The following is a 26,493-nucleotide window of genomic DNA, read 5'->3' on the forward strand; positions in this document are numbered from 1 at the left end:
TATAAATACAGTATAAAGGATCTTCTCATGACCGCCCGCCAACCGCCGCGCGCCCGCAAGGGCCGCGGCGCCACCTATGACCCTCCCAACCGCTTCGCCCCGACCGTCAGCGAAGCCGTCGACGACGGCTGGTGGCAGGACGCCGTGCCCGAGCATATCGCCACTCATGTCACAGACGAGACGAGCAAGAGCGCCCTGTCGTGGAATCGCTCCCCCGATCTGCCCTTCGATCGCTCGCTGAACCCTTACCGGGGTTGCGAGCACGGCTGCATCTATTGCTATGCAAGGCCCAGCCACGCTTACTGGGATCTGTCGCCGGGCATCGATTTCGAGACCCGGCTGATCGCCCGCACCGGCCTCGTCGACCGGCTGCGCGAAGAGCTCTGCAAGCCCGGCTATGTCTGCCGGCCGATCAACCTGTCCGGCAATACCGACTGCTACCAACCATTGGAAGCCGAGCGCGGCACGACCCGAGCAATTCTCGAGTTGCTCCTGGCGTGTCGCCACCCGGTAACCCTGGTGACCAAGGGCGCGCTGATCCTGCGCGATCGCGAGCTGCTCGCCGCGATGGCCGCCAAGCGCCTGGTGCGGGTCTTCGTCAGCCTCACCAGCCTCGACGCCGAACTCAAGCGCAGCCTGGAACCGCGCGCTGCCTCTCCGGCAGCGCGCCTCAAGGTCATGCGTGAATTGAATGCCGCCGGGATTCCCGTGGGCGCCTTGCTGTCACCGATGATTCCCGGGCTCAACGACCATGAACTCGAGCGGTTGCTGGAAGCCGCGCATGAAGCCGGCGCAAGCTCGGCCGGCTGGACGCTGCTGCGATTGCCCCACGAGGTGGCGCCGCTGTTCGAGGACTGGCTCGAGCAGCACTACCCGGAACGGGCCGCCAAGGTCATGAGCCTGATTCGCCAGTCGCGGGGCGGCGCCGACTACGATTCGCGCTTCGGTCAGCGCATGCGCGGCGAAGGCGTGTTTGCCGAGATGCTGGCGCAGCGCTTCCGGCGTGCCAGCCGCCGGCTGGGGTTCGCGCAACGGGGCGATAGCCTACTGGATTGCAAGCACTTTCGCCCGCCCCGACGGCAGGGCGATCTGTTCGGGTAACATGGACGCTCACATCCGAACCGACTCCGCACGCAGCTGGGCTATTCATGAATGCCGGATTACCTCAAGAGCAACAGGACGAACGCATGACAGACCGAAACGCACGCCATCAGCAGTCGATGCAGAAACTCAAGACCCATGTCGATGGGCGCGTCGCCGCCGCGACCGAGCAACGCGGCCTGCTCATGGTCTTTACCGGCAACGGCAAGGGCAAGACGACCGCCGCCTGGGGCACCGTCACTCGCGCGCTCGGCTACGGCTACCGGGTCGGCGTGGTCCAATTCATCAAGGGACTGTGGGAATGCGGCGAGCGCGAGCGCCTGGCCGAGGACGCCAACCTGGAGGTCGCGGTGATGGCCACCGGCTTCACCTGGGAAACCCAGAACCGCGACAGCGACATCGCCGCCTGCCAGAATGTCTGGCGCGAAGCCGAGCGCATGCTCGCCGATCCCGGGGTCTATCTGGTGGTGCTCGACGAGCTCACCTACATGCTCAAGTTCGGCTATCTGGACTTCGCGACGCTCGAGCAGGCACTCGCCAAGCGTCCCGCCGAACAGACGGTGATCGTCACCGGGCGCAATGCCCATCGCGACCTGCTGGCCATGGCCGATACGGTGACCGAAATGCAGGAGATTCGTCACGCGTTCAACGACGGCCTCCAGGCACGCCGCGGTATCGATTATTGAGCGGGGCTTTTATTGAGCGGGCGTTGCCCCCTCATCTGCCGAACGACGCAGCGCGGCACACGCCTGGGCCATGGCATCGAGCAGGCGCGGGCCCGGCCGACTGATCCAGTCCGGCTCGAGGGTATACAGCTGACCGTTCGCCACCGCCGGCACCAGCGACCAGCGCTGCCACGCCGCCTGCCAATCATCGTCGCGCGCGGCGCTGAGAATCACCGTCGGTCGCGCGGCGATCAGCGCCTCGCGGCCGATCTGCGGCACCAGCACCGGCTGCTCGGCAAATAGCGGCACCCCCCCGCAGGCGCGAATCACCTGGCTGACGATGTGCCCGCCGGCCAACGTCGTCAGCGGACTGGCCCCCAATTGATAGAAGACCCGTGGCGGCTCGTCGAAGGTCTGTTTCAAGGCCGCCAGGCGCGCCAGATAGACCGCCGACTGGTATTGACCACGTTGGCCACGCCCGGCGAGCCGGCCTAGATCGCGCAGATTCTCGGCCACATCGGACAAGGCACGGGGCTCGCTGGCGTAGACGGCAATGCCTAGCTCGCGCAGGCGTTCGATCAGTGCACGCGGCGTGCCGCTCGCCCAGGCCACCACCAGATCCGGCTCCCGGGCCAGTACCGCTTCGAGCGGGATGCCACGATAGTTGCCCACCCTCGGTAGGCGGAGCGCCGCCGCCGGGTAGTCGCTGCCGTCGATCGCCCCGACCAGCGCATCGCCCGCCCCGACCTTGTAGAGCATCTCGACCGCGTGGGGCGCCAACGCCACGATGCGCGTTGCCGGCCTATCCAGGCTCACCCGATCGCCGTTGTCGTCGACGGCCGTGACGGCCGCCGGCGCCTCGACGGCCAGCCCCAGCGACAGCGCGACTATTCCGGCCACTCTGCGTATGAAACTCATAGCCACCGCGCTACTCTCTTCATGTTCCGTTCATTCATAGCCGAACTGCAAGGAGGCTTCATGCCGTCACGTCATGCCCTCGCTTCACGACTCCAGCCGCGCTCGCTGTTTGTCGCCCTGCTACTCGGGGGGCTGCTCGGCGCCGCTGGCACGTCCCAGGCGCAGAGCCTCCCCGGCACGCCCTCCGAGCATCGCCTGCAGGTCCAGGCACGCTCCGAGCTGAGCGTGGCGCCCGACATGGCGACGCTCGAGGCCCGGCTGTGGGAGCGCACCCCGAGCGTCGCCCGGGATGGCAGCGAACGGGCCGATCCCGGCGCGTTGGCCAAGGCCCGCGACAGGCTGGAGTCACGCACCGGTGAATTGATTCGCCGACTGGAAAGCCAAGGCATCGACAGCGCGGCGATCAGCGCCGGCTCGCTAATCGTGCGTCCGGACTACATCCAGCAGCCGGGAGACAACGGCGAGCCCGGTCAGGCCCTGGTGCGCACCCAGCTCGAACGTCCGATCAGCCTGCGTATCGACGACCTGGCGCGACTGCCGGCGATCCTCGATGCGCTGACCCAGGCCGGTGTCGATGCCCTCGATGGCGTCACCTATGACCTCAAGGATCGCGATGCAGCCACCGACAAGGCTTTGAGCCAGGCGCTGGACAAGGCCCGTCGCAAGGCCCGATTGATGGCCAAGGCCCTGGATATCGGACTCGGCCAGGTCATCCAGATCGAGGAAACCGGGGCGCCACGCTACTCGCCGCAGATGATGTCGATGCGCAGCGATGCCATGGAAAGCAAGGCCGCGCCCGAATATCGCCCCGGCGAGATCACCCTCGACGCCAGCGTCAGTGTCGCCTGGGAGATCGAGCCGTAAGCCGTAAGCCGTAAGCCGTAAGCCGTAAGCCGTAAGCCGTAAGCCGTAAGCAATATGGTTTATATCTACTTACAGCTTATAGCTTACAGCTCGAAACTCAGGTGTTAATGGTTTCAATACCGCCCAGGTAACCGCGCAGCGCCTCGGGCACCGTGATCGAGCCGTCGGCCTGCTGGTAGTTCTCGAGCACCGCCAGCAGGCAGCGCCCCACCGCCAGCCCCGAGCCGTTGAGGGTATGCAGCAATTGCGGCTTCTTGGCCGCCGGGCTGCGATAGCGCGCCTGCATGCGCCGCGCCTGGAAATCCTCGCAGTTGGAAACCGACGAGATCTCGCGATAGGTCTGCTGGCTGGGCAGCCAGACCTCGATGTCGTAGGTCTTGCTGGCCCCGAAGCCCATGTCGCCGGCGCACAGCGTGACCACCCGGTAGGGTAGCTCGAGCGCCTTGAGGATCGACTCGGCGTGCCCGCGCATCTCTTCCAGTGCGGCGTAGCTGGTCCCGGGCTCGACCATCTGCACCATCTCGACCTTGTCGAACTGATGCTGGCGAATCATTCCGCGGGTGTCCTTGCCGTAGGCGCCGGCCTCGCTGCGAAAGCACGGGGTATGCGCGGTGAGACGGATCGGCAACGCCGCCGCCTCGACGATGGTGTCGCGGGCGAAGTTGGTCAGCGGCACCTCGGCGGTGGGGATCAGGTAGTAGTCGCTGTCGCCCTCGAGACGAAACAGATCCTCGCCGAACTTGGGCAATTGGCCGGTGCCGGTCAGCGAGTCGCTATTGACGATGTAGGGCACGTAGCACTCTTCGTAGCCATGCTCGAGGGTCTGGCGGTCGAGCATGAACTGCACCAGCGCGCGGTGCAGTCGAGCGATCGGGCCACGCATCACGGCGAAGCGCGAGCCGGTCAGCTTGGCGGCCAGCTCGAAGTCCAGATAGCCCAGTTTGGCGCCCAGGTCGACATGATCCTGGACCGTGAAATCGAACGTCCGCGGCGTGCCCCAGCGGTGCAGTTCGACGTTGTCGGCCTCGTCGGCGCCCGCGGGCACGCTCTCGTGGGGCAGGTTGGGCAGGCTGGCCAGCAACGCATCGAGCTCTCCCGCGACCTCGTTCAACTGCGCCTTGGCCGCGTCGAGCCGCTCGCCCAGATCGCTGACTTCGGCAAGCAACGGCTCGATGTCCTCGCCGGCGGCCTTGGCCTGGCCGATCGCCTTGGAGCGTGTGTTGCGCTCGCTCTGCAATTGCTCGGTCTCGGTCTGCAGGTCGCGGCGCCGGCGTTCGAGCGCCTCGAACGCGGCCGTATCCAGGGTGAAGCCGCGCAGGGCCAGGCGTTGCGCAACGTAATCGAGCTCGCTGCGAAGCAGTTTGGGATCGAGCATGGGATCCTTTCCGTTAACGTGACAGGCGAAGAAAAGCGTGATCGGCGTCGAACCCACGACGCGAGTGTCGGACCATTGTAAGAAAAACCGTGGCCATGGGCCACGCCGAGGGAACGAGCGCCGCCGGACATCGTGCGGCAATCGCCGATCTCGGTTAAGGTAGACGGTCACCGATCGCCAGCCAACACTCCCGAGATCATGATCGCACGACTCGACTCTCTCTCCCGCGTCGACGCCCGCTACCTGGCGTTCCTCGAGGCCCTGCGTCAGGCCGGCTTTCGCGGCGATATCGCCCCGGACTACGCCAACCGCGCCGTGCTGGCCACCGACAACTCGATCTATCAGCGCCTGCCCCAGGCGGTGCTCTATCCACGCGACGCCGACGACCTGCAACGCCTCGCGCGGCTGGCCGGGGACGGCGCGTACCGCGACATCGTGCTCGCCCCGCGCGGCGGCGGCACCGGCACCAACGGCCAGTCGCTGACCGACGGCCTGATGGTCGACGTCTCGCGCTACATGAACGAGATCCTCGAGATCGACGTCGAGCGTCGCCGCGTACGGGTCCAGGCCGGGGTGGTCAAGGACCAGCTCAACGCCGCGCTCAAGCCCCACGGGCTGTTCTTCGCCCCGGAGCTGTCGACCTCCAACCGCGCGACCCTCGGCGGCATGATCGCCACCGACGCCAGCGGCCAGGGCAGTCGCGAATACGGCAAGACCCGCGATCACGTGCTGGCGCTGGATACGATCCTGCTGGGCGGCGAGCGTTTCGAGAGCCGGCCGGTGAGCGACGACGAGCTCGCCGCGCTCTGCGCGCGCGACGATATCGTCGGTGAGATCCATCGTGTTGCACGCGACATCATCGATAGCCAGCGCGAGCGGATCGAGGCGGTGTTTCCGCCGCTCAACCGCTGCCTGACCGGCTACGACCTGGCGCACCTGCGCACCGCCGAGGGGCTTTTCGATCTCAACAGCGTGCTGTGCGGCGCGGAGGGTTCGCTGGGTTTCGTCGCCGAGGCGACGCTCAACGTGCTGCCCATCCCGCGCCATTCGCTGCTGGTCAATATCCGCTACAGCGGCTTCATGGATGCGCTGCGCGACGCCAAGGCACTGATGGCGAGTCATGCCAAACCGACCTCGATCGAGACCATCGACGACAGCGTGCTGGCCCTGGCGATGGAGGATTTCGTCTGGGACAGCGTCGCCGAGTTCTTCCCCGCACCGGACAACAACCGCCCGGAGCCGCTCAGCGAGGGTGTCGACGTCGTCACTTCACCGGCCACGCGCCGTGCCGAGATGCCGGCGATTCGCGGCATCAACCTGGTCGAATTCAACGACGACGACCCGGCGGCGCTGAACGCGCGGGTCGCTGCCTTCTGTCGCCATCTCGAGCAGGACACCAGCGTCGAGCGGCTGGGCTACACCCTCGCCGAGGGCCGCGAGCAGATCGGCCGCGTCTACGCCATGCGCAAGCGCGCCGTGGGCCTGCTCGGCAACGCCAAGGGCGAGAAACGCCCGATTCCGTTCGTCGAGGACACCGCGGTGCCGCCCGAGCACCTCGCCGATTACATCGCCGAGTTCCGCGCGCTGCTGGACGGCCGCGGACTCAGTTACGGGATGTTCGGCCACGTCGACGCCGGCGTGCTTCACGTGCGCCCGGCGATCGACATGAAGGATCCGGTACAGGCGGCATTGATCCGCGAGCTGTCCGACGCGGTCGCGGCACTGACCCACAAGTACCATGGCCTGCTGTGGGGCGAGCATGGCAAGGGGGTGCGCTCGGAATACGCGCCGACGTTCTTCGGCGAGCTCTACCCCAGCCTGCAACGCCTCAAGGCGGCGTTCGACCCGCATAATCAATTGAACCCGGGCAAGATCGCCACACCGGCGGGCGCCAGTCCTGACGTTGCCGAGACGCCTGTCAAGTGGGTCGATGCCGGGCTGTTGACCGTCGATGGCGTGCCGACCCGCGGCGAACTCGATCGCCAGATCGACGAGCGGGTGTGGCGCGCACATGCCAGTGCGGTGTACTGCAACGGCAACGGTGCCTGCTACAACTACGACCCCGACGATGCCATGTGCCCGTCATGGAAGGCTACCCGGCAGCGCATCCATTCGCCCAAGGGTCGCGCCAGCCTGATGCGCGAGTGGCTGCGCCTGCAGGGCAACGCCGGCATCGACGTACTCGAAGAGTCACGCAGGAAGAAGACCGAAGGCGCCTGGGGCTTCGTTCGCGACGTCCCGCTGCGCCTGCGCAACACCCTGGCCAAGCGTCGCGGTGAAAGCGATTTCTCGCACGAAGTCCATGAGGCGATGGCCGGCTGCCTGGCCTGCAAGTCCTGCGCCGGCCAGTGCCCGGTCAAGGTCAACGTGCCCGAATTCCGCGCCCAGTTCCTGGAGGTCTATCACGGCCGCTACCTGCGCCCGCTGCGCGACTATCTGATCGGCGGCCTGGAGTTCTTGGTGCCCTATCTGCAGCCGGTGGCGCCGGCGTACAACGCCCTGCTCGGCAACCGCCGAGTCGAGCGCTTGCTGGCCGGCCCCATCGGCATGGTCGACAGCCCGCGGCTGTCGCGGGCGAGTCTCGCCAGGCAGCTGCGTGCCTGGGGCATCGGCGAGGCCACGCCGACCGCGCTCGGCCTGCTCAGCGAGCGCCAGAAGGCACGCAGCGTGATTCTGGTCCAGGACGCCTTCACCAGTTATTTCGAGTCCAAACTGGTGATGGATATCGTCGAGCTGCTGACGCGGCTCGACATCCGCGTGTTCATACCGCCGTTTGCAGCCAACGGCAAGCCGCTCCACGTGCAGGGCTTTCTCGGCGCCTTCGAGCGCACCGCCGCCAGGCAGGCAAGGCGCCTCGGGGCGCTGGCCGAAAGCGGCGTGCCGCTGGTGGGCATCGACCCGGCGATGACCCTGACCTATCGCCAGGAATACGCCCAGGCGCTGGGCGCGGATAACGCGCCCGAGGTGCTGCTGCTGCAGGAATGGCTGGTGTCACTGGGTGCACGCCTGCTGCCCCCGGGTATAAGCCCCGACGATCCCGGTTACAAGCTGCTCTCGCACTGCACCGAGCGCACCAACGCGCCGGGCTCGCCCAAGGCCTGGCAGCAGGTGTTCGCCAACGCCGGGCTCGGGCTCGAACTGGTCGCCACCGGCTGTTGCGGCATGTCCGGCACCTACGGCCACGAAGCGCGCAACCGCGAGACCTCCGAGGCGATCTACGATCTCTCGTGGCGCGCCCCGGTCGAGGACCCGGCCAATGCCGGCACGCTGCTGGCCACCGGCTACTCCTGTCGCAGCCAGGCCAGGCGGCTCTCGGACACGGCGCTGGCGCATCCGCTGCAGGGCCTGCTGGCGGCCATCAAGCGCGCCTGATCGGCAATCGGGACCGTCCGTGGTATCGCCGCTGGTCCAGACGCTGCGCGCGTTAGCATCTTACCCAGAACCTGCGCCGGGAAGCCATCCTCATCGATCCGGTGGGCGCGATCGGCGCGGTGATGGTCTATGAATTCGTCGCCTTCGGCCTGGCTCAGGGCACCATCTCGCATACCCGCAAGTCGGCGCGCAGCGAGGCTGAACGCGGCTGGAAAGTGCTCAAAATTAGAAGAACAGCCGGCGCAGCGCCGAGCCCGGATCGGCCTCGCGCATGAACGCCTCGCCGACCAGGAAGCCGTTGACGCCGTATTCGCGCATGTGTTCGACATCGCCGCGGGTATGGATGCCCGACTCGGTGATCACCGTCACCTGCTCGGGAATGCGCGAAAGCAGCTGAAAGGTGGTGCCGAGGCTGGTCTCGAAGCTGTGCAGGTCGCGATTGTTGATGCCCACCAGCGTCAGTTCCAGCGCCAGCGCACGCTCCAGCTCGAGAGCGTCGTGAACCTCGACCAGCACGTCCATGCCCAGCGCCACGGCCTGCTGATGCAGATCCTTCAAGCGGACATCGTCGAGCGCGGCGACGATCAACAGGATGCAGTCGGCGCCGATCGCCCGTGCCTCGCTGACCTGGTAGCCATCGACGATGAAATCCTTGCGAATCACCGGCAATTCGCAGGCGTTGCGCGCGGCGATCAGGAAATCCTCGTGGCCCTGAAAGAAATCCGCATCGGTGAGCACCGACAGGCAGCTCGCCCCGGCCTCGGCGTAGGCCTTGGCGATCGCCTCGGGATCGAAGTCATCGCGGATCACGCCCTTCGACGGCGAGGCCTTCTTGATCTCGGCGATCACCGCCGGGTCGCCGTCGGCGATGGTCCGGTCAAGCGCCTCGACGAAGCCGCGCGGCGCGCTCTGCCCGCGGGCTTGCTCGAGTAGCGTCGCCTCGGCGACCCGCGCCCGCCGCGCGGCGATCTCCTCGTCCTTGCGGGCGAGGATCCTGGCGAGAATGGTCGGTAGTGCGCGGCTCTGGCTCATCGAAGTGCCCCGTTGTGTTCGGCGAAGACCCGCGCGAAATCGGCGAGTTCCTTCATCTTCTCGCGGGCCAGGCCGCTGTCCATGGCGTCCTGGGCGAGCGCCACGCCCTCCTTGATGCTGGTGGCGATGTCGCAGGCATACAGCGCCGCGCCGGCATTCAGCGCGACGATATCCGCCGCCTCGCCCTCGCCGGCCAGCGCTTCACGAACCAGCCGCAGGCTATCCTCGGCGGTGACCACCTTGAGCGGCGCCAGCGAACGTCGCTCGATACCGAAGTCCTCCGGGGCGATGGTGTATTGCGCGACCGTGCCGTCGCGCAGCTCGGCGACCCGCGTCGGCGTCGCCAGCGACACCTCGTCGAGGCCATCCTCGGCGTGCACCACCAGCACGTGCCGGCTGCCCAGACGCTTGAGCACCTCGGCCATCAGCGGCACCAGCTCGGCCTGGTAGACACCCAATAATTGATGCTGGGCGCCGGCCGGGTTGGTCAGCGGGCCGAGGATATTGAAAATCGTGCGTACCCCCATCTCGCGACGCGGGCCGATGGCGTGGCGCATCGCCTTGTGGTGCATCGGCGCGAACATGAAGCCGACGCCGACCTGCTCGATGCAGCGCGCCACCTGGGCCGGCTCGAGATCGAGCTTGATCCCCGCGACGTCGAACAAGTCGGCGCTGCCCGACGATGACGACACGCTGCGGTTGCCGTGCTTGGCGACATGCCCGCCGGCAGCGGCGACCACGAAGCTCGAGGCGGTGGAGACGTTGAACAGGTTGGCGCCGTCGCCGCCGGTACCGACGATGTCCACCAGGTCGTCACAGCTCACGCTGACCGGGGTCATCAGTTCGCGCATGACCTGCGCGGCGGCGGTGACCTCGTCGATCGACTCGCCCTTCATCGACAGGCCGATCAACAAACCGCCGATCTGGGCGTCACTGGCCTCGCCGGTCATGATCGTGCGCATCACCGCGTGGGTGTCGGCATAACTCAGGTCCCGACCGCGCATGACCGCGTCGATCGCCTCTCGCATCTGCATGTGATTCTCCTTAGGCGCGGCGTTCGAGAAAGTTCGCCAGCAATTCGTGGCCCTGGCGGGTAAGAATCGATTCGGGGTGAAACTGCACGCCCTCGATGGCCAGCGTCCTGTGACGCAGCCCCATGATCAACCCGGGGGTAATGTCGTCATCATCGACCCACGCGGTCACCTCGAGGCATTCGGGCAGGCTTTCGGCCTCGACCACCAGCGAATGATAGCGGGTGACCTCCAGCGGATCGTCGAGGCCGGCGAACACGCTCTCGCCGCGGTGGCGAATGCGCGAGGTCTTGCCGTGCATCACCTGGGGCGCGCGGACGACCTGGCCGCCATACACCTGGCCGATCGCCTGATGCCCCAGGCAGATCCCGAGAATCGGCAGCTTGCCGGCGAAGTGGCGAATCACGTCCATCGAGATGCCCGCCTCGTTGGGCGTGCAGGGCCCCGGCGAGATGACGATGTGACTGAGCGACATGTGCTCGATATCGGCCAGGGTGATCGCGTCGTTGCGATAGGTCACGACATCCGCCCCCAGCTCGGTCAGGTACTGCACCACGTTGAAGGTGAAGCTGTCGTAGTTGTCGATCATCAGCACGAACATGGGTTCAACGCTCTGATTGTGTTGCATAAGGCTGATTTCGCCTCTCTTGTTACCCGGGATCGTACCCGGATCGGTCAGGGTGTCAGCCGTGCGGGATTCGATAGACACAAAAATGCCGCCCCGCAGGCGGCATTTTCTTCAGTCGTCAGCGTGCCGCCCTCGCTCAGGAGGGCCACCACTGAATCGGCCTGTGTGTCTGTGCAATATTCATATCGCAATACTGCGGTCGGGGGCCAAACGTGTCAAGACGCCCACGCCACACCCCAGGGCTATCGCAGATAGCGTTGTCGCTCGGGGCCGATCCGTCGACAAGCCTGCGAGGAGGCGCTGTGAATACCTCCATGTACGCTACCGACGCCATCCATGGCGTCGGACCTCCTCTTCGGCTTATCCCCGGGGCCTCTTGTCAATTCAACTGCGATTGCCCTGCACCTCACCCAGCGGCTCGGCACTCATTCCAGGTTGTCGAGCCCGCGCTCGGCCATCGCCACGGCGCGGAACAGCGCGCGGCCCTTGTTGAGAGTTTCCTGCCATTCGAGCTCGGGCACGGAATCGGCGACGATGCCGGCGCCGGCCTGGACGTGTAGCTGGCCATCCTTGATCACCGCGGTGCGGATGGCGATCGCGGTGTCCATGTTGCCGTGCCAGGACAGATAACCCACCGCGCCCGAGTAGACGCCGCGCTTGACCGGCTCGAGCTCGTCGATGATCTCCAGCGCGCGGATCTTCGGCGCGCCGGACAGCGTGCCCGCCGGGAAGGTCGCGCGCAGCACGTCCATGGCGCTCATCCCCGGTTTCAGCCGCCCGGTGACCTGCGAGACGATATGCATGACGTGGGAATAGCGCTCCACCGCCATGTTGTCGGTCACCGTCACCGAGCCGGTCTGGCTGATGCGGCCGATGTCGTTGCGCCCCAGATCGATCAGCATGACATGCTCGGCGATCTCCTTGGGATCGGCCAGCAGTTCGGCCTCGAGGGCGCGGTCCTCCTCCTCGGTGCGCCCGCGCTTGCGGGTGCCGGCGATCGGTCGCACGGTGACCTCGCCGTCTTCCAGCCGGGTTAGGATCTCCGGCGACGAGCCGACCACATGGTGATCGTCGAGGTTGAAGAAGAACATGTAGGGCGACGGGTTGAGGCTGCGCAAGGCGCGATACAGATCCAGCGGCGGCGCCTGGTAGGGGATCGACATGCGCTGCGAAGGTACGCACTGCATGACGTCGCCGGCCAGCACGTACTCCTTGATCTTCTCCACCGCGGCCTTGAAACCCGCCTCGGTGAAGCCCGAAGTGAAATCGCCCTCCTCCACCGCCGGACGCCCGCTACCCGGACTGACGCTGTTCAGCGTCGCGCTGCGCAGTTGCACTTCAAGCGCTTCCAGGCGCTGCACGGCCCGTCGGTAGGCGTCCTCCAAGGCCGGATCGGCATGCGTCCACAGCGTCAGGCGGCCCGACAGGTTGTCGAACACCACCAGCTCGTCGCAGACCATCAGCAGGATATCGGGCACGCCGAGCGGGTCGGGCTTGGCGGCGACATGCGGACCGCGCAGCCGCGGCTCGATGTAGCGGATGGTGTCGTAACCGAAATAGCCCACCAGGCCGCCGTCGAAACGCGGCTGGTCGTCGAGCCGCGGCACCTTGAAGCGGGCCTGGAACTGCTCGATCCAGGCCAGCGGATCGTCGACCTCGCTGGTCCCCAGCTGCTCGCCGTCGGCGATGTGCCGGACCTGGTGGCCACGCACCTCGATGCGCTCGCGGCACGGTAATCCGATGATCGAGTAGCGGCCCCACTTTTCGCCGCCCTGCACCGATTCGAGCAAAAACGTCCAAGGCGCGTCGGCGAGCTTGAGATAGGTGGAAAGCGGCGTGTCGAGATCGGCGAGCACCTCGCGGGTCACCGGAATGCGGTTGTAGCCGGCCTGGGCCAGTTCGTCGAAACGTGCGGCGGTCATCATACCCAGCATATCCTTCAAGGCGTTGATCGGATTGGCGTTACAGTGTCGGCGGGGCGTCACCATCGCCAGCGGCGCAGGCCCTTGGCCGGTATGCGCCAACGCGCCTCGATCCGCTTGGAAACAGGGTGGGTATTCAGCATGGCGGGGTTCCGTTGATTGCCGAATCTTATTGATTTGGCGGCGCTTATAGCGCAGCCGGATTTCACCCTAAACGAGTTCGATGAGCGATTCAACCAGCCCATCCGGCCCGGCGTCGGCCACCGGTTCACCATGATTGTAGCCGTAGGGGACCGCCAGGGTGCGAAACCCGGCGCGACGGCCGGCCTCGATGTCGTGGCGCGAGTCGCCGACCATCAGCGCCGCCTGCGGGGCCACGCCCAGCATCTCGGCCACGTGCAGCAAGGGCGCGGGATCGGGTTTCTTGGCGGGCAGCGAGTCGCCGCCCAGCGTCACCTCGAACAGCCCGTCGAGTGCCAGCGCCTGGAGAATCGGCGCAATGAACGCGTGCGGCTTGTTGGTGACCAGTGCAAGCCGCATGCCGCGCGCCTTGAGCCCTTCGAGCGCCTCGCGCGCGCCGGGATACAGCGTGGTATCGACACACGGCGCCTGGGCGTAAGCGGTCAGGAACTCGCGGTGGGCGCCGTCCAGCCGGCGTGCCGCCTCGGCCGCGCCCAGCGCATCCGCGAGCGCGCGCTCGACCAGCTTGCGCGCGCCGTTGCCCACCCAGTCGCGGACCTTGGCTTCGCCGGCGGGCGGCAACCGCTGCGCGACGAGTGCCGTATCCACGGCCCGCGCCAGATCGGGGACCGAATCGATCAAGGTGCCGTCGAGATCGAAGACCACCAGGCGTATGCCCTCAAGCTGCACCGTCACATCGCCTCCTTGGCGTTTCTCAGGACAAGCAGGCGCCACGTGACTCAGCGCCTGCGATGAATGCTTCAGCCAGGCGTGCTTTTGCGCTGCCGATTGCTTCTTCAACCATGCCTCGAGCCTGAGCGCCTCGCCGCGCGCGCCGACCGCCTGGCGATGGCACAGCTTGAGCGGGCCCTTGCCGCGCAACGCCCGCGCGCCGCGCTTGCCGTGGCAATGCTCGCGAAAACGCCGCTCGACATCGGTGGTAATCCCGGTATACAGCGCCCCGCCGGCGGTTTCGACGACGTAGAGATACCATAGCGGCTCAGCGCCGCGATCCGCTTCGCTCACGACCGGGTCAGTTCATCGCGCAAGGCCCCGATCACGCTGTCGTAGCGGTGCGCGTCGTCGTCACGGCGCGCACCGAAGATCGCCGAGCCGGCGACAAAGGTATCCGCGCCGGCACGGGCGATCTCGGCGATGTTGTCGACCTTGACCCCGCCGTCGATCTCCAGGCGGATCGGCCGACCGCTGGCCTCGATACGCGAACGCGCATCGCGCAGCTTGTCGAGGGTGCCGGGAATGAACGATTGACCGCCGAAGCCGGGATTGACGCTCATCAGCAGGATCATGTCGAGTTTGTCCATCACGTAGTCGAGATAGGACAGCGGCGTCGCCGGATTGAATACCAGGCCGGCCTTGGCGCCGCCGTCGCGGATCAACTGCAACGAGCGGTCGATGTGCTCGCTGGCCTCGGGATGGAAGGTGATATAGCTCGCGCCAGCGTCGATGAAATCGCCGATCAGCCGATCCACCGGCTTGACCATCAGGTGGGCATCGATCGGCGCGGTCACGCCATGCTTGCGCAGCGCCCCGCAGACCATCGGGCCAATGGTCAGGTTGGGCACGTAATGGTTGTCCATGACGTCGAAGTGGACGATATCGGCGCCGGCGGCCAGCACGTCGTCGACCTCCTGACCGAGGCAGGCGAAGTTGGCGGAGAGAATCGAGGGGGCGATCTTGAAGTCGGGTTTCACGTCGGGCATGGCTCGTCGATCCGGTTCACGAAATCTGGTTCACGAAAAATAGCGCAAGCAGCCTGGCGAAAGCAGCATGCCGAAAAGCCGTCATTCTAGCGTATACCGAGCCCCGGCAGGGCGACGATTTGCGCCGCACAGTCGATCGCGATCGAAGACGGCGTGTTCTACGGCGGCGCCGACCCGCGGCGCTCGACCTCCTCGGCGATGGAGCTTTAGCGACACGGCCTGTCCATGCCTCGATTACGCCCCGGCGACTGCGAGGCGTTTGTAGATAGCCGCCGAGCGCCTTGCGGCCATCGACGCGAGCGACGCTACATGCGCTAATGGCGATTCACGCATCTCCGGCCATCGCCATGCCTATCGTTGTCATCGCCATCGCCCAGCTGTTCGGCACCGCATTGTGGTTTACCCCCAATGCGGTGATCGGCGACCTGCAACAGGCCTGGTCGCTGGCCGCCACCGATCTCGGCTGGCTGACCGGTGCGGTTCAGGTGGGCTTTCTGCTCGGCACGCTGGGCATCGGGCTCAGCGGCCTGGCCGACCGCCGCGACGCCAGCCGGCTGTTCGCCGCCGCCTGCCTGCTCGGCGCCAGCGCCAACGCCCTGCTGCCGCTGGCCGGCGGGCTGTGGCCGGCAGTGGGATTGCGCCTGATTACCGGCCTGGCACTGGCCGGCATCTACCCGATCGGCATGAAGCTGATGGTCGGCTGGACGCCCGGGCGCACCGGGCTGGGGCTGGCCTGGCTGGTCGGCATGCTGGTGATCGGCACCGCACTGCCGCACGCCCTGTATGGGCTGAGTCTGCTCGACGCCTTTCGCCTGCCCTGGGCGAGCGGCGTGTGGGGCGCCTCGGTGCTGGCGCTGATCGCCGCGCTGATGATCGCTCGGCTGGGCGAAGCACCCGAGGTGGCTGTCGCGAAGGTCTCGGCGCACGGCAAACGCCCGACGTTCGATCTCAGCGTGTTCGCCATCGCCGGCTACCGGCGCGCCGCCGGCGGCTATTTCGGCCACATGTGGGAGCTCTATACACTCTGGGCGCTGATCCCGCTGCTGCTGGCTCAGGCTTGGCCCGGGGCCTCGCCGGTCGGCCTGGCGCTGGGCAGCTTCGCGCTGATCGCCATCGGCGGGCCGGGGTGCTGGCTGGGCGGCTGGCTGAGCCAGCGCATCGGCAGCCGGCGCGTCGCCATGCTCGGCCTGATCGGCTCGGGCGGCTGTAGCCTGTTTTACCCCTGGCTCACCGGCGCGCCGCCCTCCGTGCTGGTGATCTTCCTGGGCCTGTGGAGCGCGTTGGCGGTAGTCGACTCGGCGCATTTCTCGGCGCTGTCGGCGCGGGCCTGCCCGAGCCACTTGCTGGGCACCGGGCTGACCCTGCAGAACGCCATCGGCTTCGGCGTCTCGGTGCTGTCGCTGATCCTGCTGGTGCCCCTGTGGCCGCTACTCGGCGAGTGGCTGGCCTGGCTGTTGCTGCCCGGCCCCGCCATCGGTCTGTGGCTGATCGGTCGCGCTCTGCCCAATACCACCCAGAACGCCTGAAGCGCCCCGGAAGACAGCCCCATATTCGGAAGTTATCTCAAAAAAAGAATAAGCAGAAGGATTGTCATTCCATAATAGCTGGATTAGCCTTCAGCCATTCCCGCTATTACCGGAGCTTTCATGACATTCCTGAGCGCACTACGCCGCGGTGCCATCGCCTCGGCGGCGACCGCCGCCCTGGCCGGCAGCATCGCTTCCCCGGCCATGGCCGCCGATCGTGAGTTACTCAACTCCTCCTACGATATCGCCCGCGAGCTGTTCGCCACGCTCAATCCCGAGTTCGTCGACTGGTGGCAGCAAAAGCACGACGCGAGCGTCGAGATCAAGCAGTCCCACGGCGGCTCCTCGAAGCAGGCACGGGCGATCATGCAGGGTCTCAAGGCCGACGTGGTGACCTATAACCAGGTCACCGACGTCGACATATTGGCCGAGGCCGGGCTGGTCGCCAAGGACTGGCAGCAGCAGTATCCCAACAACGCCTCGCCCTACTATTCGACCACCGCGTTCCTGGTCCGCGAGGGCAACCCCAAGGGTATCGACAGCTGGGACGACCTGGTCGCCGACGACGTCGAGATCGTCTTCCCCAACCCCAAGACCTCGGGCAACGGCCGTTACACCTACCTGGCGGCCTGGGCCTACGCCGACCAAGCCTTCGCCGGCGACGAGACCAGGATCCGCGAGTTCATGAAGCAGTTCCTGGGCAACGTCAAGGTGTTCGACACCGGCGGCCGCGGCGCCACGACCACCTTCGTCGAGCGCGGCATCGGCGACGTGCTGATCAGCTTCGAGTCCGAGGTCAACAACATCCGCAAGGAATACGGCCAGGACGACTACGACGTGGTAGTGCCGCCGGTGAGCATCCTTGCCGAGTTCCCGGTGGCGGTGGTCGAGGAGTATGCCGAGCGCAACGACAACCTCGAGCTGGCCCGAGACTACCTGGACTATCTTTACACCGAGGAGGCCCAGCGCCTGCTGGCCGGTTTCAACTACCGCGTCAATGACCAGAACGTCCAGGCCGAATTCGCCGATCAGTTCCCCGAGACCGAACTGCTGCGCGTCGAGGACGTGTTCGGTGGCTGGGACGAGGTCATGGCCACCCACTTCGCTGGCGGCGGCATGCTGGACCAGCTACAGCGCCGATGAGCGCTTCCGCACTGCTCGGCCGGTCGACACCCAAGCGGGTGCTGCCCGGCTTCAGTCTGTCGCTGGGCATTACCCTGACGTTCGTCTCGTTGATCCTGCTGCTGCCGCTGACCAGCCTGGTCGGGCAGCTCGCCGGTCTCAGCCTGGCCGAGTACTGGGCAATCATCAGCGAGCCGCGAGTCGTTGCCAGTTATCTGGTGACCATCGGCGGCGCGGCGGCGGCCTCGCTGGTCAACGCGCTGTTCGGGCTGCTGATGGCCTGGGTGCTGGTGCGCTATGAATTCCCCGGCAGACGGTTGCTGGACGCGCTGATGGACCTGCCCTTCGCGCTGCCCACCGCGGTCGCCGGCATCACCCTGGCGACGCTTTATTCGTCGAGCGGCTGGATGGGGCAACTGCTCGAACCGCTGGGTATCGAGGTGGCCTACACCTGGGTGGGCATCGCCCTGGCAATGGCTTTCACCAGCATCCCCTTCGTCGTGCGCACCGTGCAGCCGGTCCTCGAGGATCTGCCGAGCGAGATCGACGAGGCCGCGCTGACGCTGGGCGCCAGCGACGCCCTCGCCTTCCGCCGGGTCATCCTGCCCAACCTGTGGCCGGCGCTGGTCACCGGTACCGGGCTGGCCTTCGTGCGCTCGCTGGGCGAATTCGGCGCGGTGATCTTTATTGCCGGCAACATGCCCTACGAGACCGAGATCACTTCGCTGATGATCTTCGTCAAGCTGCAGGAATACGACTACGTGGGTGCCTCGGCGATCGCCTCGGTGGTACTGGCGGTGTCGCTGGCACTGCTGCTGGCGCTGAACCTGTGGCAGGGCCGCTTCATTCGAAGGCTGCACGGAGGCAAGGGCTGATGCAACGTATCGGTGACGCACCGCGTATCCGCCGGCTGCTGACCGGCTTGGCGCTGGTCCTGGCGGCGCTGTTCCTGCTGCTGCCGCTGGTGGCGATCTTCGCCCAGGCCTTTGCCGCGGGGCTGGCAATGTTCTGGGCCAACCTCAGCGACGAGTACACCCTGGCGGCGATCGGCCTGACGCTGTTCGTCACGTTGCTGACGATTCCCGTCAACTTGATGTTCGGGGTGTTCCTGGCCTGGCTGGTGACGCGTTTCAACTTTCCCGGAAGGCGGCTATTGCAGACACTCATCGACATCCCCTTCGCCGTCTCGCCGGTGGTCGCCGGGCTCGTCTACCTGCTGCTCTATGGCCGTAACGGTTGGGTCGGCGGCTGGCTCGACAGTCACGACATCCAGATCATGTTCGCCTGGCCGGGCATCGTGCTGGTGACGATCTTCGTCACCAGCCCGTTCGTCGCCCGCGAGCTGATTCCGTTGATGCAGGCCCAGGGCTCGCGCGAGGAGGAGGCCGCGGTGACGCTGGGCGCCTCCGGCTGGACGCTGTTTCGTCGCGTGACGCTGCCCAACATCAAGTGGGCGCTATTGTATGGGGTGATCCTGACCAATGCCCGGGCGGTGGGCGAATTTGGTGCGGTGTCGGTGGTGTCGGGCTCGATTCGTGGCGAAACCAATACCCTGCCGCTGCATGTCGAACTGCTCTATCAGGACTACAACACCGTCGGTGCCTTCACCGCCGCGGCGCTGCTGGCCCTGATCGCCCTGTTCACGCTGGCCGCCAAGGCCCTTCTGGAATGGCGCGCCACGCGCCGGGAGACTGCCGCATGAGCATCCGCCTGAAGAACATCGCCAAGACCTTCGATCGCAACGCCGCGCTGGAACCGCTCGACCTGGACATCGGCGACGGCGAGCTGGTCGGCCTGCTGGGCCCTTCGGGCTCGGGCAAGACCACCCTGTTGCGGATCATCGCCGGGCTCGAGCAGCCCGACCGCCACCCGGCAGGGTCGATTCACTTCGGCGATCGTGACGTCACCCAGGTGCACGTCCGGGATCGGCGCATCGGCTTCGTCTTTCAGCACTATGCGCTGTTCCGGCACATGAGCGTGTTCGACAACGTCGCCTTCGGGCTGACCGCCATGCCGCGCCGCACACGTCCGTCGGGCGGCGAGATCCGTTCACGGGTCCACCGGCTGCTGGAAATGGTCCAGCTCGAGGATTTTGCAAAGCGCTATCCGGCGCAACTCTCCGGCGGCCAGCAGCAGCGCGTGTCGCTGGCCCGGGCGCTGGCCCTGCAACCCGACGTGCTGCTGCTCGACGAGCCGTTCGGCGCACTTGACGCCAAGGTGCGCCAGGATCTGCGCCGCTGGCTGCGTCATCTGCACGACGAACTGAATTTCACCAGCGTGTTCGTCACCCACGACCAGGAAGAAGCCCTGGAGCTCTCGGATCGCGTGGTGGTGATGAGCAATGGCCGCATCGAGCAGATCGATGCGCCCGATAGGCTCTACCGCAACCCGGCCAATCGCTTCGTGTTCGAGTTTCTCGGCGACGTCAATCGCCTCGAGGGCGAGGTACGCGACGGCGTGCTGACCTGCGGCGCCGCGCGGCTCGCCGTCGAACTCGACGAGGGCCGTGAGGAGTTGCTGATGCGACCCCACGAGCTCAGGCTGATCGAAGCCTCCACCGAGCATGCCCATCTGCCGGTCTGCGTCACTGCCGTGTCCCCGGTAGGCGCCGAGGTGCGCATCGAACTCGAGGCCGACTGGCTCGCCGAGCCCTGGCTGGCGACCGTGCGGCATGCCGATTTCGAACGCCTGATGATCAGCCGCGGGCAACGGCTATTCGTGGAGCCGCGTCGCTGGCGACGTTTCGCCACCGGCCGTGGCCTGCATCCGGCTGACCGGAGCCTCGTCTCCTCCTGATCGGGCATGCCTCGATCGGCCACCCTCGCCGTCGTTGCCGCGAAGGTTATACTGCCACACGATGCGGGCAATGATGCGGGCAACGTCGCCACGCGCGCGCCGGCTATCCGGATTGGTCGACAACAGGAGATGAATCGAGATGCGTATTGCCAAGATCTTCAAGCAAGCCAGCGGGCTCGCCGCGCTAGGGGCGGCGCTGTTCCTGGCCGGCTGCGCGCAGAGCCCGCAATACCTGAACGTCAGCCCGACGGTTTCCAGCAACCTGCCTCAGGTGGGTAGCGGCCAGGCGGTGACGCTGGCCACCGTCGACGGTCGCGAATCCGACGTGCTCGGAACGCGCAGCGGCAAGCGCATGTCCACCGACACCATCAGCGTGCCCGCCTACACCCTGGTGCCCAAGCTTCAGCAACAGGCCGAGACGGCGCTGCGCCAGATGGGCTTCGAGCCCACCTCGCAGGCGGCCGAGGGCCGGCCCAGCCTGACCCTGACGCTGACCCGACTGAGCTATGAGAAAGCCGAGGCCCAGGCGATGCTCGACAAGGCGGTGCTGGTCGCCAAGCTCAAGGCCGTGGTCGAGAACCAGGGCAGCGTCTACACCGGGATCTATACCGCCAAGCGCGAGCAGAGCTATGCCCTGACTCCGAATTACGAGGAGAACAACCAGATGGTCAGCGAGCTGCTCGGCAACGCCCTGGATCGCACGTTCGGCGATCCGCAGATCGGTCAGTTGCTGGCCCAATAGCCGGCACGCACGACCCAGTCACGCCCCGGTCTTCACCGGGGCCTGCCTAGCGGTCCGTGCGGCGCGTCAGCGACCCGGACCGCGCCGCCCCAGCGACCATACCTGCTCGCGCCAGCCACGCTCGTCTGGCGGGGTCTCCGTCAGCCGTTCGAGCTCGAAATTGGCGGCGAACAGCCGCTCGACCTCGCCGGCCTCTACCGAATAGGGCGGGCCCTGCGCGGGGCCGCCACCGTGGGTCAGGCTCACCAGCAGCCCACGCGCCCCGGGCGGCAATAATTGCGTCAGGTGAAAGGCATAACGTTGACGCGTCGCCGGCGGCAGCGCGATCAATGCGGCCCGATCGTAGAAGGCCTGCACCTCGAGCGCTTGATCAATGTGAAAGTGGAAGAAATCGCCGCACCACACTTCGACGCTGCCCTGACGATAGACATCGAACACATTCTGACGAAACCGCGAGACAGCGCCGCGCCCTTCGGCGACGAACTGCTCGACGGCTTCACGGGCCAGCTCGATGCCCAGCACCGGATGGCCGCGCTCGGCCAGCCAGCGCATGTCGAGACTCTTGCCGCATAGCGGCACCAGCACCTTGCCCGCCTGGGCGACGCCCAGTGTCGGCCAGTAGTGCGCCAGGGCCGGGTGCGTGGTATCGCGATGGAAACCGATGCGGCCTTCCTTCCAGCGATCCAGCCATTCATTGCTCATCGCCCGCTCCCGTCATCGCTTCGGCGGCTTTTCGACTAGAACCAGCGATCACGCTTGCTCCGCCGTCGCGGCAGGTGGGGCACCAGCAGGCCGACGACCAGCCCCGCGCCGGCCACGCCCCCGCCATACATGAAATAGCGCATCAACAGGTCCTCTTTCTGGGTATCGAGGCGCGCCTTGAGCTGGCGCAGACTCGCCTGTGACTGGCTCAGTTGGCTGTCGAGCGCGGCGTTGCGGCTTTCCAGGTCGGCGATACGCTGCTGACGCGTCTCGAGCGTTTCGGTCATCGTCGCCACGCGCCCTTCCCACTCGCCGTTGATCGACTCGAGCTGCGAGCTGAGCGAATCGACTCGCGAACGCAATTCGGGGACGCGCTCCGTCAGGCTGCGTTCATCCTGCAGTTGATCGCTGCGAATCCAGACTTCGTCGCCATCGCCGGCACGCACGCGGCTGTAGTCGCCGTTGGTCTCGAGCACCGTGACGCCCGCACCGGACGACAGGGTCCCGACGATTCGATATTCGTTCGACGGGCCACTACGCACGAACGTGGTCAGGTCGTCGGCGACCCACTGGGTCGATTGCGCCGCCTGAGCCCAGGCAGCTTCGCCGACTCCCAGCAGCCCCAGCCCCACTGCCAGCCCGGCCATCAACTTATTGATCTTGTACATTTTTACTGTCTTCCTGGTTGTCGGAAGGCTCTCGATCATCGACTCCACGCGATTCCCCGCGGCCGCCACGTCCTGTTTCACCGGCCTGTTTCGGGGCTTTGCAGCCATCCACACTTTCTGTGGATAAGTCTTGGGAAAACCCGCCATGGCTGTCGATCGACCCGGCGACTGATCGGGCCACGCCACAGTTCGGTCAAAATTTGACCGTTCAGCGATCGTCCCGTGGTGGCAAGTTCATCGGTCGCGGAAATTCGGCGACCTTGCTGTCCGCTTTGACGGCCCTGGGCGTGCCCTCGCGCTCCACTTCATCGATGCGCACGATGGCGTTCAGCGGAATATAGCTGCGGGTCACGCCATCGAAGGTGCGACGCAGTTTCTCGCTCGAAGGATCGACCACCACTTTCGAGACATCCTCGAAGACGAACGCCTCGAGCTCGATGAAGCCCCACAGATCGCTCTGGAAGATCTCCCGGGCATAAAGCTCCCAGATTTCCCCCTGGTTGTGAAAGACCACCCGATAGATAGATTTCGACGCCATACCACTCCCGTCACGCAGATGAAAAATCGCCAGGCGCGAGGCGCCATTCAAGCCGCCAAGAATATCACAGACGCCGCGGCTTCGAAGGCCGCCCGCACAAGGCTTTGCTTTGCCCGGGGTCGGCGAATCGGTATGCTGACGGCACGCCCCCACCCCGCGCAGCAGGGATGATCACGGGATGACTACCGGCTCTGGAATGAGGGAAGCATGCGCGCACGCTTGCTTGTGACTGTTCTGGCAGCGGCCCTGGTGGCCGGTTGCCAGGGGCTGGCCGACCGACCGCCGCCACTGACCGATCCGCTGGCCTCGGCCCCAGCGGTGCAAAAGGGCCTGGACGCCCAGAGCCTGGCGACGTTGCTGACCGCCGAGATCGCCGGCCAGCGCGGTGATTTCGAGCGCGCCGCCCGCGGCTACCTGGAAACCGCCGAGCGCTATGAGTCGCCGGCACTGGCCGAGCGCGCCACCTTGGCCGCACGCTACACCGACGACCCGCAACTGCAGGCCCGGGCCGCCGAGCATTGGCGACGCCTGGCGCCGCAGGCCGAAGCCCCCGCCCGCTTGCTGGCCAACCTGGCGCTGGAGCGCGGCGACTGGCAAGCCAGCCTCGAGCAGCGCCTGGCCCTGGCTGAGCGCGGCGGCCAGGGCGATCTGACCGGCTTCGCCGAGGCCGCCATCAAAAAGAGAATAGACGTTGCGCCGCTGATCGAGCGCCTACGGCGCTATCTGCAGGCCCGTGATGGGCAGCCCGATGCGGCACTCGCCACCGCCCTGCTGGAAGCCGCCAACGGCGAAACCGCACGTGCCGATGCTCGCCTCGACCGGCTCGCCGAGAGCTATCCGACACTTGCCGGACTGTGGCTCGCAAGGGCGCGCATCGCCCTTCAGGAAGGCCGCAATACCGATGCCCGCGACGCCGCGCTGCGCGGACTCGAAAACGCCGGGGACGACAGCCGCTTCATCCTGCTGCTGGCCCGCGCGCAACTGCGCCTCGATCAAGTGGAAAGCGCCGAGGCGCGCATCAATACCCTGCTCGCGAAAAATTCCGATTCCGTCGAACTGCGCCTGGCACTGGCCCAGCTGTATCTCGAGGAAGCGCATCCGGCGCCGGCCCGGCGCCTGCTGCTAGCGCTGGTCGACAGCCAGCCGACGCCGCCGCCGCTGGCCTTCATCATGCTCGGCAGCATCGCCGAGCAGGCCGGCGAGATCGACAATGCGCTGCTTTACTATCGCCAGGTGCCCACCGGCGATGGCTTCATCGAGGCTCGCCAGCGCGCCGCGTCGATGCTCGCCGACACCGGCCGCCTGGCCGACGCGCGAACCTTCCTGCGCAGCGAGCGCCTGCGCCATCCCACCGCCTACGCCGAGCTGATCGGCCTGGAAGTCGATCTGCTCCAGGCGCGAGACAGGATCGACGCCGCCCGGCAACTGCTCGACCAGGCCGTGACCCGGTATCCGGACGACACCCCGTTGCGCTTCACCCGCAGCATGTTTCGCTATCGCCAGGGCAACCTGGCGGGCATGGAGCGCGACCTTCGTCAGATTATCGAACGCGAGCCGCGCAATGCCATGGCACTCAATGCGCTGGGCTATACCCTGGCCGACGAGACGTCGCGCCTCGACGAAGCGCGCAAGTTGATCGAGCGTGCCTATCGCCTGCAACCCGAGTCCCCGGCGATCATCGACAGCCTGGGCTGGGTCTATCACAAGCTGGGCGACGACCAGCAGGCGTTGCCCTACCTGCGCGAGGCTTATCGTCTGCAGCCGGACCAGGAGATCGCCGCTCACCTGGCCGAAGTGCTGTGGCGACTCGAACGCCGCGATGAAGCGCGTGCGCTGATCGAAGAGGCGCTCGAGCGCTATGCCGAGCGCCCACGGGTCGATGCGCTGCTCGAACGCATCCCCGAACTCGACCCCACGACGATCACCAACACGGAATAATGCCATGCGACGACTTGCCGCGATGACTCTCGGCCTGGCGCTGCTGGCCGGCTGCGCCAGCCAGTCGCCCGCTCCCGAATCACCCCGCGAAAAGGGCGACTGGGCCGATCAGAAGCCGCGTCTCGAGGCACTGGACAGCTGGCGCCTGGCCGGCAAGCTGGGCCTGCGCACGCCGAACGACGCGCAAAGCGCCAACCTCGACTGGACGCAGCGCGCCGGGCGTTACCGCATGCTGATCAGCGGCCCGTTCGGCGCCGGACGCAGCGTGCTCGAAGGCGGCCCTGACGGCGTGGTGTTGACCACCGGCGAGGGTCGCTACGCAGCCGATACGCCCGAGCAACTGATGGAGCAACAGCTCGGCTGGTCGTTGCCGATCTCGGCGCTCGACAACTGGGTGCGCGGACTGCCGTCGCCGATCGTCGAATACCAGTTGACCCGCGATGCGCTGAATTTCCCCCAGCGCCTGCGCCAGGCCGGCTGGGTGATCGACTACCGTGACTGGACCCAGGCGGATGACTTGTGGCTGCCGCGGCGCATGGTGATGAGCTTCGCCGACTGGCGCGCCACGCTGGTTGTCAACGAGTGGCAACCGGGCGCCGCGGAACCCGGCGATGGCTGAGCTCAGCCTGCCGGCGCCGGCCAAGCTCAATCGGCTGCTGCATATCACCGGCCGCCGCGCGGACGGCTATCATGAGCTGCAGACGCTGTTCCAGTTTCTCGATCACGGCGATACGCTGAAGCTGAGACGTCGCGAGGACCAGCGGATCACGCTGACGCCGGCGCTGCCGGGGGTCGATCATGAGACCAACCTGATCGTGCGCGCGGCACGGCTGCTCCAGGAGCGCAGCGGCTGTCGCCTTGGCGCCGACATCGCCCTGACCAAGCGCCTGCCGATGGGCGGCGGATTGGGCGGGGGAAGCTCGAACGCCGCCACCACCCTGCTCGGCCTGGCCCGCCTCTGGAAGCTTTCCGTATCGCTGGAGGCACTCGCCGAGCTGGGCCTGCGCCTGGGCGCCGATGTGCCGGTATTCGTCCACGGCCACGCCGCCTGGGCCGAAGGCATCGGCGAGCGGCTGACGCCGGTCGAACTCGACACCCCCTGGTTCGTGATCGTTCATCCCGGGGTCGAGATCGCCACGCCCGCGGTATTCGGGGCGTCGCAATTGACACGCGACAGCCTCCCCATTAGTATGACGCGCGCCCTGCAGGAGGGGCCGCACGCCTGGCGCAACGATTGTCAGCCGACCGTGCGCCGGCTCTATCCGGGCGTGGGCGAAGCGCTCGATTGGCTGTCCGACTTCGCCCCGAGCCTGCTGACCGGAACCGGTGCCTGCGTCTTTTGCCGATTGACGCACGAGGACCAGGCCGATAGCATACTCGCCCGTGTTGACGAGGGCTGGCATGCCTTCAAGGCGCGCGGTCGCAACACGTCCCCCCTCCATCAGGCGCTGGGCCTGCCTCGATCGGGACGCTGATCTCAGCTTCATGATCAAGGCGGTAAGCCGGCGACGCAGCGCGTCGCCGGCTAGTGAAGGGCACGGTTACTGGGGTATCGCCAAGTGGTAAGGCAGCGGCTTCTGGTGCCGCCATTCCCAGGTTCGAATCCTGGTACCCCAGCCATTTCCCTGCGCGAGTGCTCAATCCGCTCCAGA

At 66.5% G+C, this 26,493-nt stretch carries 24 protein-coding genes and 1 tRNA gene; 14 read left to right on the top strand and 11 right to left on the bottom strand.

The genetic code is table 11. The features are described from left to right. Positions 1 to 27 precede the first annotated feature (27 nt). A complete protein-coding gene (locus tag HALZIN_RS0108950; RefSeq protein WP_031383880.1) occupies positions 28 to 1,101 on the top strand; it encodes a PA0069 family radical SAM protein in 1,074 nt (357 codons plus the stop codon). Positions 1,102 to 1,187: 86 nt separating this feature from the next. Continuing rightward, on the top strand, positions 1,188 to 1,787 hold the full coding sequence (gene cobO, locus HALZIN_RS0108955; protein WP_031383881.1) for a cob(I)yrinic acid a,c-diamide adenosyltransferase: 600 nt from the start codon (positions 1,188 to 1,190) through the stop codon (positions 1,785 to 1,787). Positions 1,788 to 1,796: 9 nt separating this feature from the next. Here the strand turns inward: cobO and HALZIN_RS0108960 are convergent, their stop codons facing one another. Further along, positions 1,797 to 2,684: a cobalamin-binding protein gene (locus HALZIN_RS0108960; protein WP_051907450.1), complete on the bottom strand. Its 888-nt coding sequence runs from the start codon at positions 2,682 to 2,684 to the stop codon at positions 1,797 to 1,799. A 60-nt stretch (positions 2,685 to 2,744) separates the two neighbouring features. Between HALZIN_RS0108960 and HALZIN_RS0108965 the strand changes: the two genes are divergently transcribed. Next, positions 2,745 to 3,548: an SIMPL domain-containing protein gene (locus HALZIN_RS0108965; RefSeq protein WP_051907451.1), complete on the top strand. Its 804-nt coding sequence runs from the start codon at positions 2,745 to 2,747 to the stop codon at positions 3,546 to 3,548. Between the two features lie 97 nt (positions 3,549 to 3,645). Here HALZIN_RS0108965 and serS read toward each other — a convergent pair whose 3' ends face one another. Continuing rightward, positions 3,646 to 4,923 carry a serine--tRNA ligase gene (gene serS, locus HALZIN_RS0108970; protein WP_031383884.1) on the bottom strand — a complete coding sequence of 426 codons (1,278 nt, stop codon included), beginning with the start codon at positions 4,921 to 4,923 and terminating at the stop codon, positions 3,646 to 3,648. Positions 4,924 to 5,121: 198 nt separating this feature from the next. On the opposite strand from serS, the gene ydiJ reads away from it, so the two are divergent. Beyond that, positions 5,122 to 8,295, top strand: a complete 3,174-nt coding sequence (ydiJ, locus tag HALZIN_RS0108975; RefSeq protein ID WP_031383885.1) for a D-2-hydroxyglutarate dehydrogenase YdiJ — start codon at positions 5,122 to 5,124, stop codon at positions 8,293 to 8,295. Positions 8,296 to 8,520: 225 nt separating this feature from the next. On the opposite strand, the gene trpC is transcribed toward ydiJ, so the two are convergent. The 6 genes from trpC to rpe form a co-directional block, all read right to left on the bottom strand. After that, positions 8,521 to 9,327 carry an indole-3-glycerol phosphate synthase TrpC gene (trpC, locus tag HALZIN_RS0108980; protein ID WP_031383886.1) on the bottom strand — a complete coding sequence of 269 codons (807 nt, stop codon included), beginning with the start codon at positions 9,325 to 9,327 and terminating at the stop codon, positions 8,521 to 8,523. Next, a complete protein-coding gene (gene trpD / locus HALZIN_RS0108985; protein ID WP_031383887.1) occupies positions 9,324 to 10,361 on the bottom strand; it encodes an anthranilate phosphoribosyltransferase in 1,038 nt (345 codons plus the stop codon). Before trpD ends, trpC begins: the two co-directional genes overlap by 4 nt. A gap of 10 nt (positions 10,362 to 10,371) precedes the next feature. After that, positions 10,372 to 10,959, bottom strand: coding sequence for an anthranilate synthase component II (locus HALZIN_RS0108990; RefSeq protein ID WP_031383888.1), 588 nt, complete (start codon positions 10,957 to 10,959; stop codon positions 10,372 to 10,374). Positions 10,960 to 11,411: 452 nt separating this feature from the next. Then, positions 11,412 to 12,908 carry an anthranilate synthase component I gene (gene trpE, locus HALZIN_RS0108995; protein WP_031383889.1) on the bottom strand — a complete coding sequence of 499 codons (1,497 nt, stop codon included), beginning with the start codon at positions 12,906 to 12,908 and terminating at the stop codon, positions 11,412 to 11,414. 210 nt (positions 12,909 to 13,118) lie between these two features. Continuing rightward, a complete protein-coding gene (locus HALZIN_RS0109000) occupies positions 13,119 to 14,114 on the bottom strand; it encodes a phosphoglycolate phosphatase (RefSeq protein ID WP_084173457.1) in 996 nt (331 codons plus the stop codon). Further along, positions 14,111 to 14,809, bottom strand: coding sequence for a ribulose-phosphate 3-epimerase (gene rpe / locus HALZIN_RS0109005; RefSeq protein ID WP_031383891.1), 699 nt, complete (start codon positions 14,807 to 14,809; stop codon positions 14,111 to 14,113). The genes HALZIN_RS0109000 and rpe overlap by 4 nt, the downstream gene beginning before the upstream one ends. A gap of 347 nt (positions 14,810 to 15,156) precedes the next feature. On the opposite strand from rpe, the gene HALZIN_RS0109010 reads away from it, so the two are divergent. The 6 genes from HALZIN_RS0109010 to HALZIN_RS0109035 all read left to right on the top strand — a co-directional run bounded on the left by HALZIN_RS0109010 (position 15,157) and on the right by HALZIN_RS0109035 (position 20,995). Beyond that, on the top strand, positions 15,157 to 16,335 hold the full coding sequence (locus HALZIN_RS0109010; protein ID WP_051907612.1) for an MFS transporter: 1,179 nt from the start codon (positions 15,157 to 15,159) through the stop codon (positions 16,333 to 16,335). A gap of 120 nt (positions 16,336 to 16,455) precedes the next feature. Beyond that, the gene (cysP, locus tag HALZIN_RS0109015; RefSeq protein WP_031383893.1) at positions 16,456 to 17,478 is read left to right on the top strand and encodes a thiosulfate ABC transporter substrate-binding protein CysP; all 1,023 of its coding nucleotides are present in this window, start codon (positions 16,456 to 16,458) and stop codon (positions 17,476 to 17,478) included. Further along, complete coding sequence (cysT, locus tag HALZIN_RS0109020; protein WP_031383894.1) at positions 17,475 to 18,332, top strand: sulfate ABC transporter permease subunit CysT; 858 nt, start codon at positions 17,475 to 17,477, stop codon at positions 18,330 to 18,332. Before cysP ends, cysT begins: the two co-directional genes overlap by 4 nt. Continuing rightward, complete coding sequence (gene cysW / locus HALZIN_RS0109025) at positions 18,332 to 19,159, top strand: sulfate ABC transporter permease subunit CysW (protein WP_031383895.1); 828 nt, start codon at positions 18,332 to 18,334, stop codon at positions 19,157 to 19,159. The genes cysT and cysW overlap by 1 nt, the downstream gene beginning before the upstream one ends. Beyond that, positions 19,156 to 20,253, top strand: coding sequence for a sulfate/molybdate ABC transporter ATP-binding protein (locus tag HALZIN_RS0109030; protein ID WP_035575268.1), 1,098 nt, complete (start codon positions 19,156 to 19,158; stop codon positions 20,251 to 20,253). Before cysW ends, HALZIN_RS0109030 begins: the two co-directional genes overlap by 4 nt. Positions 20,254 to 20,392: 139 nt before the next feature. After that, positions 20,393 to 20,995 (top strand): YajG family lipoprotein, encoded by a 603-nt coding sequence (locus tag HALZIN_RS0109035; RefSeq protein ID WP_031383897.1) that lies wholly within the window; start codon positions 20,393 to 20,395, stop codon positions 20,993 to 20,995. A 66-nt stretch (positions 20,996 to 21,061) separates the two neighbouring features. Here the strand turns inward: HALZIN_RS0109035 and tmpT are convergent, their stop codons facing one another. The 3 genes from tmpT to HALZIN_RS0109050 all read right to left on the bottom strand — a co-directional run bounded on the left by tmpT (position 21,062) and on the right by HALZIN_RS0109050 (position 22,903). After that, positions 21,062 to 21,697 carry a thiopurine S-methyltransferase gene (gene tmpT / locus HALZIN_RS0109040; protein ID WP_031383898.1) on the bottom strand — a complete coding sequence of 212 codons (636 nt, stop codon included), beginning with the start codon at positions 21,695 to 21,697 and terminating at the stop codon, positions 21,062 to 21,064. Between the two features lie 35 nt (positions 21,698 to 21,732). Then, positions 21,733 to 22,365, bottom strand: coding sequence for a TIGR04211 family SH3 domain-containing protein (locus tag HALZIN_RS0109045; RefSeq protein WP_031383899.1), 633 nt, complete (start codon positions 22,363 to 22,365; stop codon positions 21,733 to 21,735). A 208-nt stretch (positions 22,366 to 22,573) separates the two neighbouring features. Beyond that, positions 22,574 to 22,903, bottom strand: a complete 330-nt coding sequence (locus tag HALZIN_RS0109050) for a DUF1820 family protein (protein ID WP_031383900.1) — start codon at positions 22,901 to 22,903, stop codon at positions 22,574 to 22,576. Positions 22,904 to 23,110: 207 nt separating this feature from the next. Here HALZIN_RS0109050 and HALZIN_RS0109055 point away from each other — a divergent pair, with 207 nt between their 5' ends. The 4 genes from HALZIN_RS0109055 to HALZIN_RS0109070 all read left to right on the top strand — a co-directional run bounded on the left by HALZIN_RS0109055 (position 23,111) and on the right by HALZIN_RS0109070 (position 26,461). Further along, positions 23,111 to 24,841 carry a tetratricopeptide repeat protein gene (locus HALZIN_RS0109055; RefSeq protein WP_031383901.1) on the top strand — a complete coding sequence of 577 codons (1,731 nt, stop codon included), beginning with the start codon at positions 23,111 to 23,113 and terminating at the stop codon, positions 24,839 to 24,841. A gap of 4 nt (positions 24,842 to 24,845) precedes the next feature. Next, positions 24,846 to 25,460 carry a lipoprotein insertase outer membrane protein LolB gene (lolB, locus tag HALZIN_RS0109060; protein WP_031383902.1) on the top strand — a complete coding sequence of 205 codons (615 nt, stop codon included), beginning with the start codon at positions 24,846 to 24,848 and terminating at the stop codon, positions 25,458 to 25,460. Next, positions 25,453 to 26,316 carry a 4-(cytidine 5'-diphospho)-2-C-methyl-D-erythritol kinase gene (gene ispE, locus HALZIN_RS0109065; RefSeq protein ID WP_031383903.1) on the top strand — a complete coding sequence of 288 codons (864 nt, stop codon included), beginning with the start codon at positions 25,453 to 25,455 and terminating at the stop codon, positions 26,314 to 26,316. The genes lolB and ispE overlap by 8 nt, the downstream gene beginning before the upstream one ends. A 70-nt stretch (positions 26,317 to 26,386) precedes the next feature. Next, positions 26,387 to 26,461 (top strand) — tRNA-Gln (locus HALZIN_RS0109070). The last annotated feature ends 32 nt before the right edge of the window (positions 26,462 to 26,493 follow it).

This window comes from Halomonas zincidurans B6, from assembly GCF_000731955.1.
In the GTDB taxonomy this organism is placed as follows: Bacteria; Pseudomonadota; Gammaproteobacteria; order Pseudomonadales; family Halomonadaceae; genus Modicisalibacter; species Modicisalibacter zincidurans.

Coding starts and splice junctions, on each gene's coding strand:
- trpC (WP_031383886.1), bottom strand. CDS start 9,327: ATGAGCCAGAGCCGCGCACTACCGACCATTCTCGCCAGGATCCTCGCC.
- cysP (WP_031383893.1), top strand. CDS start 16,456: ATGACATTCCTGAGCGCACTACGCCGCGGTGCCATCGCCTCGGCGGCG.
- trpD (WP_031383887.1), bottom strand. CDS start 10,361: ATGCAGATGCGAGAGGCGATCGACGCGGTCATGCGCGGTCGGGACCTG.
- HALZIN_RS0108960 (WP_051907450.1), bottom strand. CDS start 2,684: ATGAGTTTCATACGCAGAGTGGCCGGAATAGTCGCGCTGTCGCTGGGG.
- cysT (WP_031383894.1), top strand. CDS start 17,475: ATGAGCGCTTCCGCACTGCTCGGCCGGTCGACACCCAAGCGGGTGCTG.
- HALZIN_RS0108965 (WP_051907451.1), top strand. CDS start 2,745: ATGCCGTCACGTCATGCCCTCGCTTCACGACTCCAGCCGCGCTCGCTG.
- cobO (WP_031383881.1), top strand. CDS start 1,188: ATGACAGACCGAAACGCACGCCATCAGCAGTCGATGCAGAAACTCAAG.
- serS (WP_031383884.1), bottom strand. CDS start 4,923: ATGCTCGATCCCAAACTGCTTCGCAGCGAGCTCGATTACGTTGCGCAA.
- HALZIN_RS0109045 (WP_031383899.1), bottom strand. CDS start 22,365: ATGTACAAGATCAATAAGTTGATGGCCGGGCTGGCAGTGGGGCTGGGG.
- HALZIN_RS0109035 (WP_031383897.1), top strand. CDS start 20,393: ATGCGTATTGCCAAGATCTTCAAGCAAGCCAGCGGGCTCGCCGCGCTA.
- HALZIN_RS0109055 (WP_031383901.1), top strand. CDS start 23,111: ATGCGCGCACGCTTGCTTGTGACTGTTCTGGCAGCGGCCCTGGTGGCC.
- HALZIN_RS0109050 (WP_031383900.1), bottom strand. CDS start 22,903: ATGGCGTCGAAATCTATCTATCGGGTGGTCTTTCACAACCAGGGGGAA.
- ydiJ (WP_031383885.1), top strand. CDS start 5,122: ATGATCGCACGACTCGACTCTCTCTCCCGCGTCGACGCCCGCTACCTG.
- HALZIN_RS0109030 (WP_035575268.1), top strand. CDS start 19,156: ATGAGCATCCGCCTGAAGAACATCGCCAAGACCTTCGATCGCAACGCC.
- rpe (WP_031383891.1), bottom strand. CDS start 14,809: ATGCCCGACGTGAAACCCGACTTCAAGATCGCCCCCTCGATTCTCTCC.
- HALZIN_RS0108950 (WP_031383880.1), top strand. CDS start 28: ATGACCGCCCGCCAACCGCCGCGCGCCCGCAAGGGCCGCGGCGCCACC.
- ispE (WP_031383903.1), top strand. CDS start 25,453: ATGGCTGAGCTCAGCCTGCCGGCGCCGGCCAAGCTCAATCGGCTGCTG.
- trpE (WP_031383889.1), bottom strand. CDS start 12,908: ATGACCGCCGCACGTTTCGACGAACTGGCCCAGGCCGGCTACAACCGC.
- cysW (WP_031383895.1), top strand. CDS start 18,332: ATGCAACGTATCGGTGACGCACCGCGTATCCGCCGGCTGCTGACCGGC.
- lolB (WP_031383902.1), top strand. CDS start 24,846: ATGCGACGACTTGCCGCGATGACTCTCGGCCTGGCGCTGCTGGCCGGC.
- HALZIN_RS0109010 (WP_051907612.1), top strand. CDS start 15,157: ATGCCTATCGTTGTCATCGCCATCGCCCAGCTGTTCGGCACCGCATTG.
- tmpT (WP_031383898.1), bottom strand. CDS start 21,697: ATGAGCAATGAATGGCTGGATCGCTGGAAGGAAGGCCGCATCGGTTTC.
- HALZIN_RS0108990 (WP_031383888.1), bottom strand. CDS start 10,959: ATGTTCGTGCTGATGATCGACAACTACGACAGCTTCACCTTCAACGTG.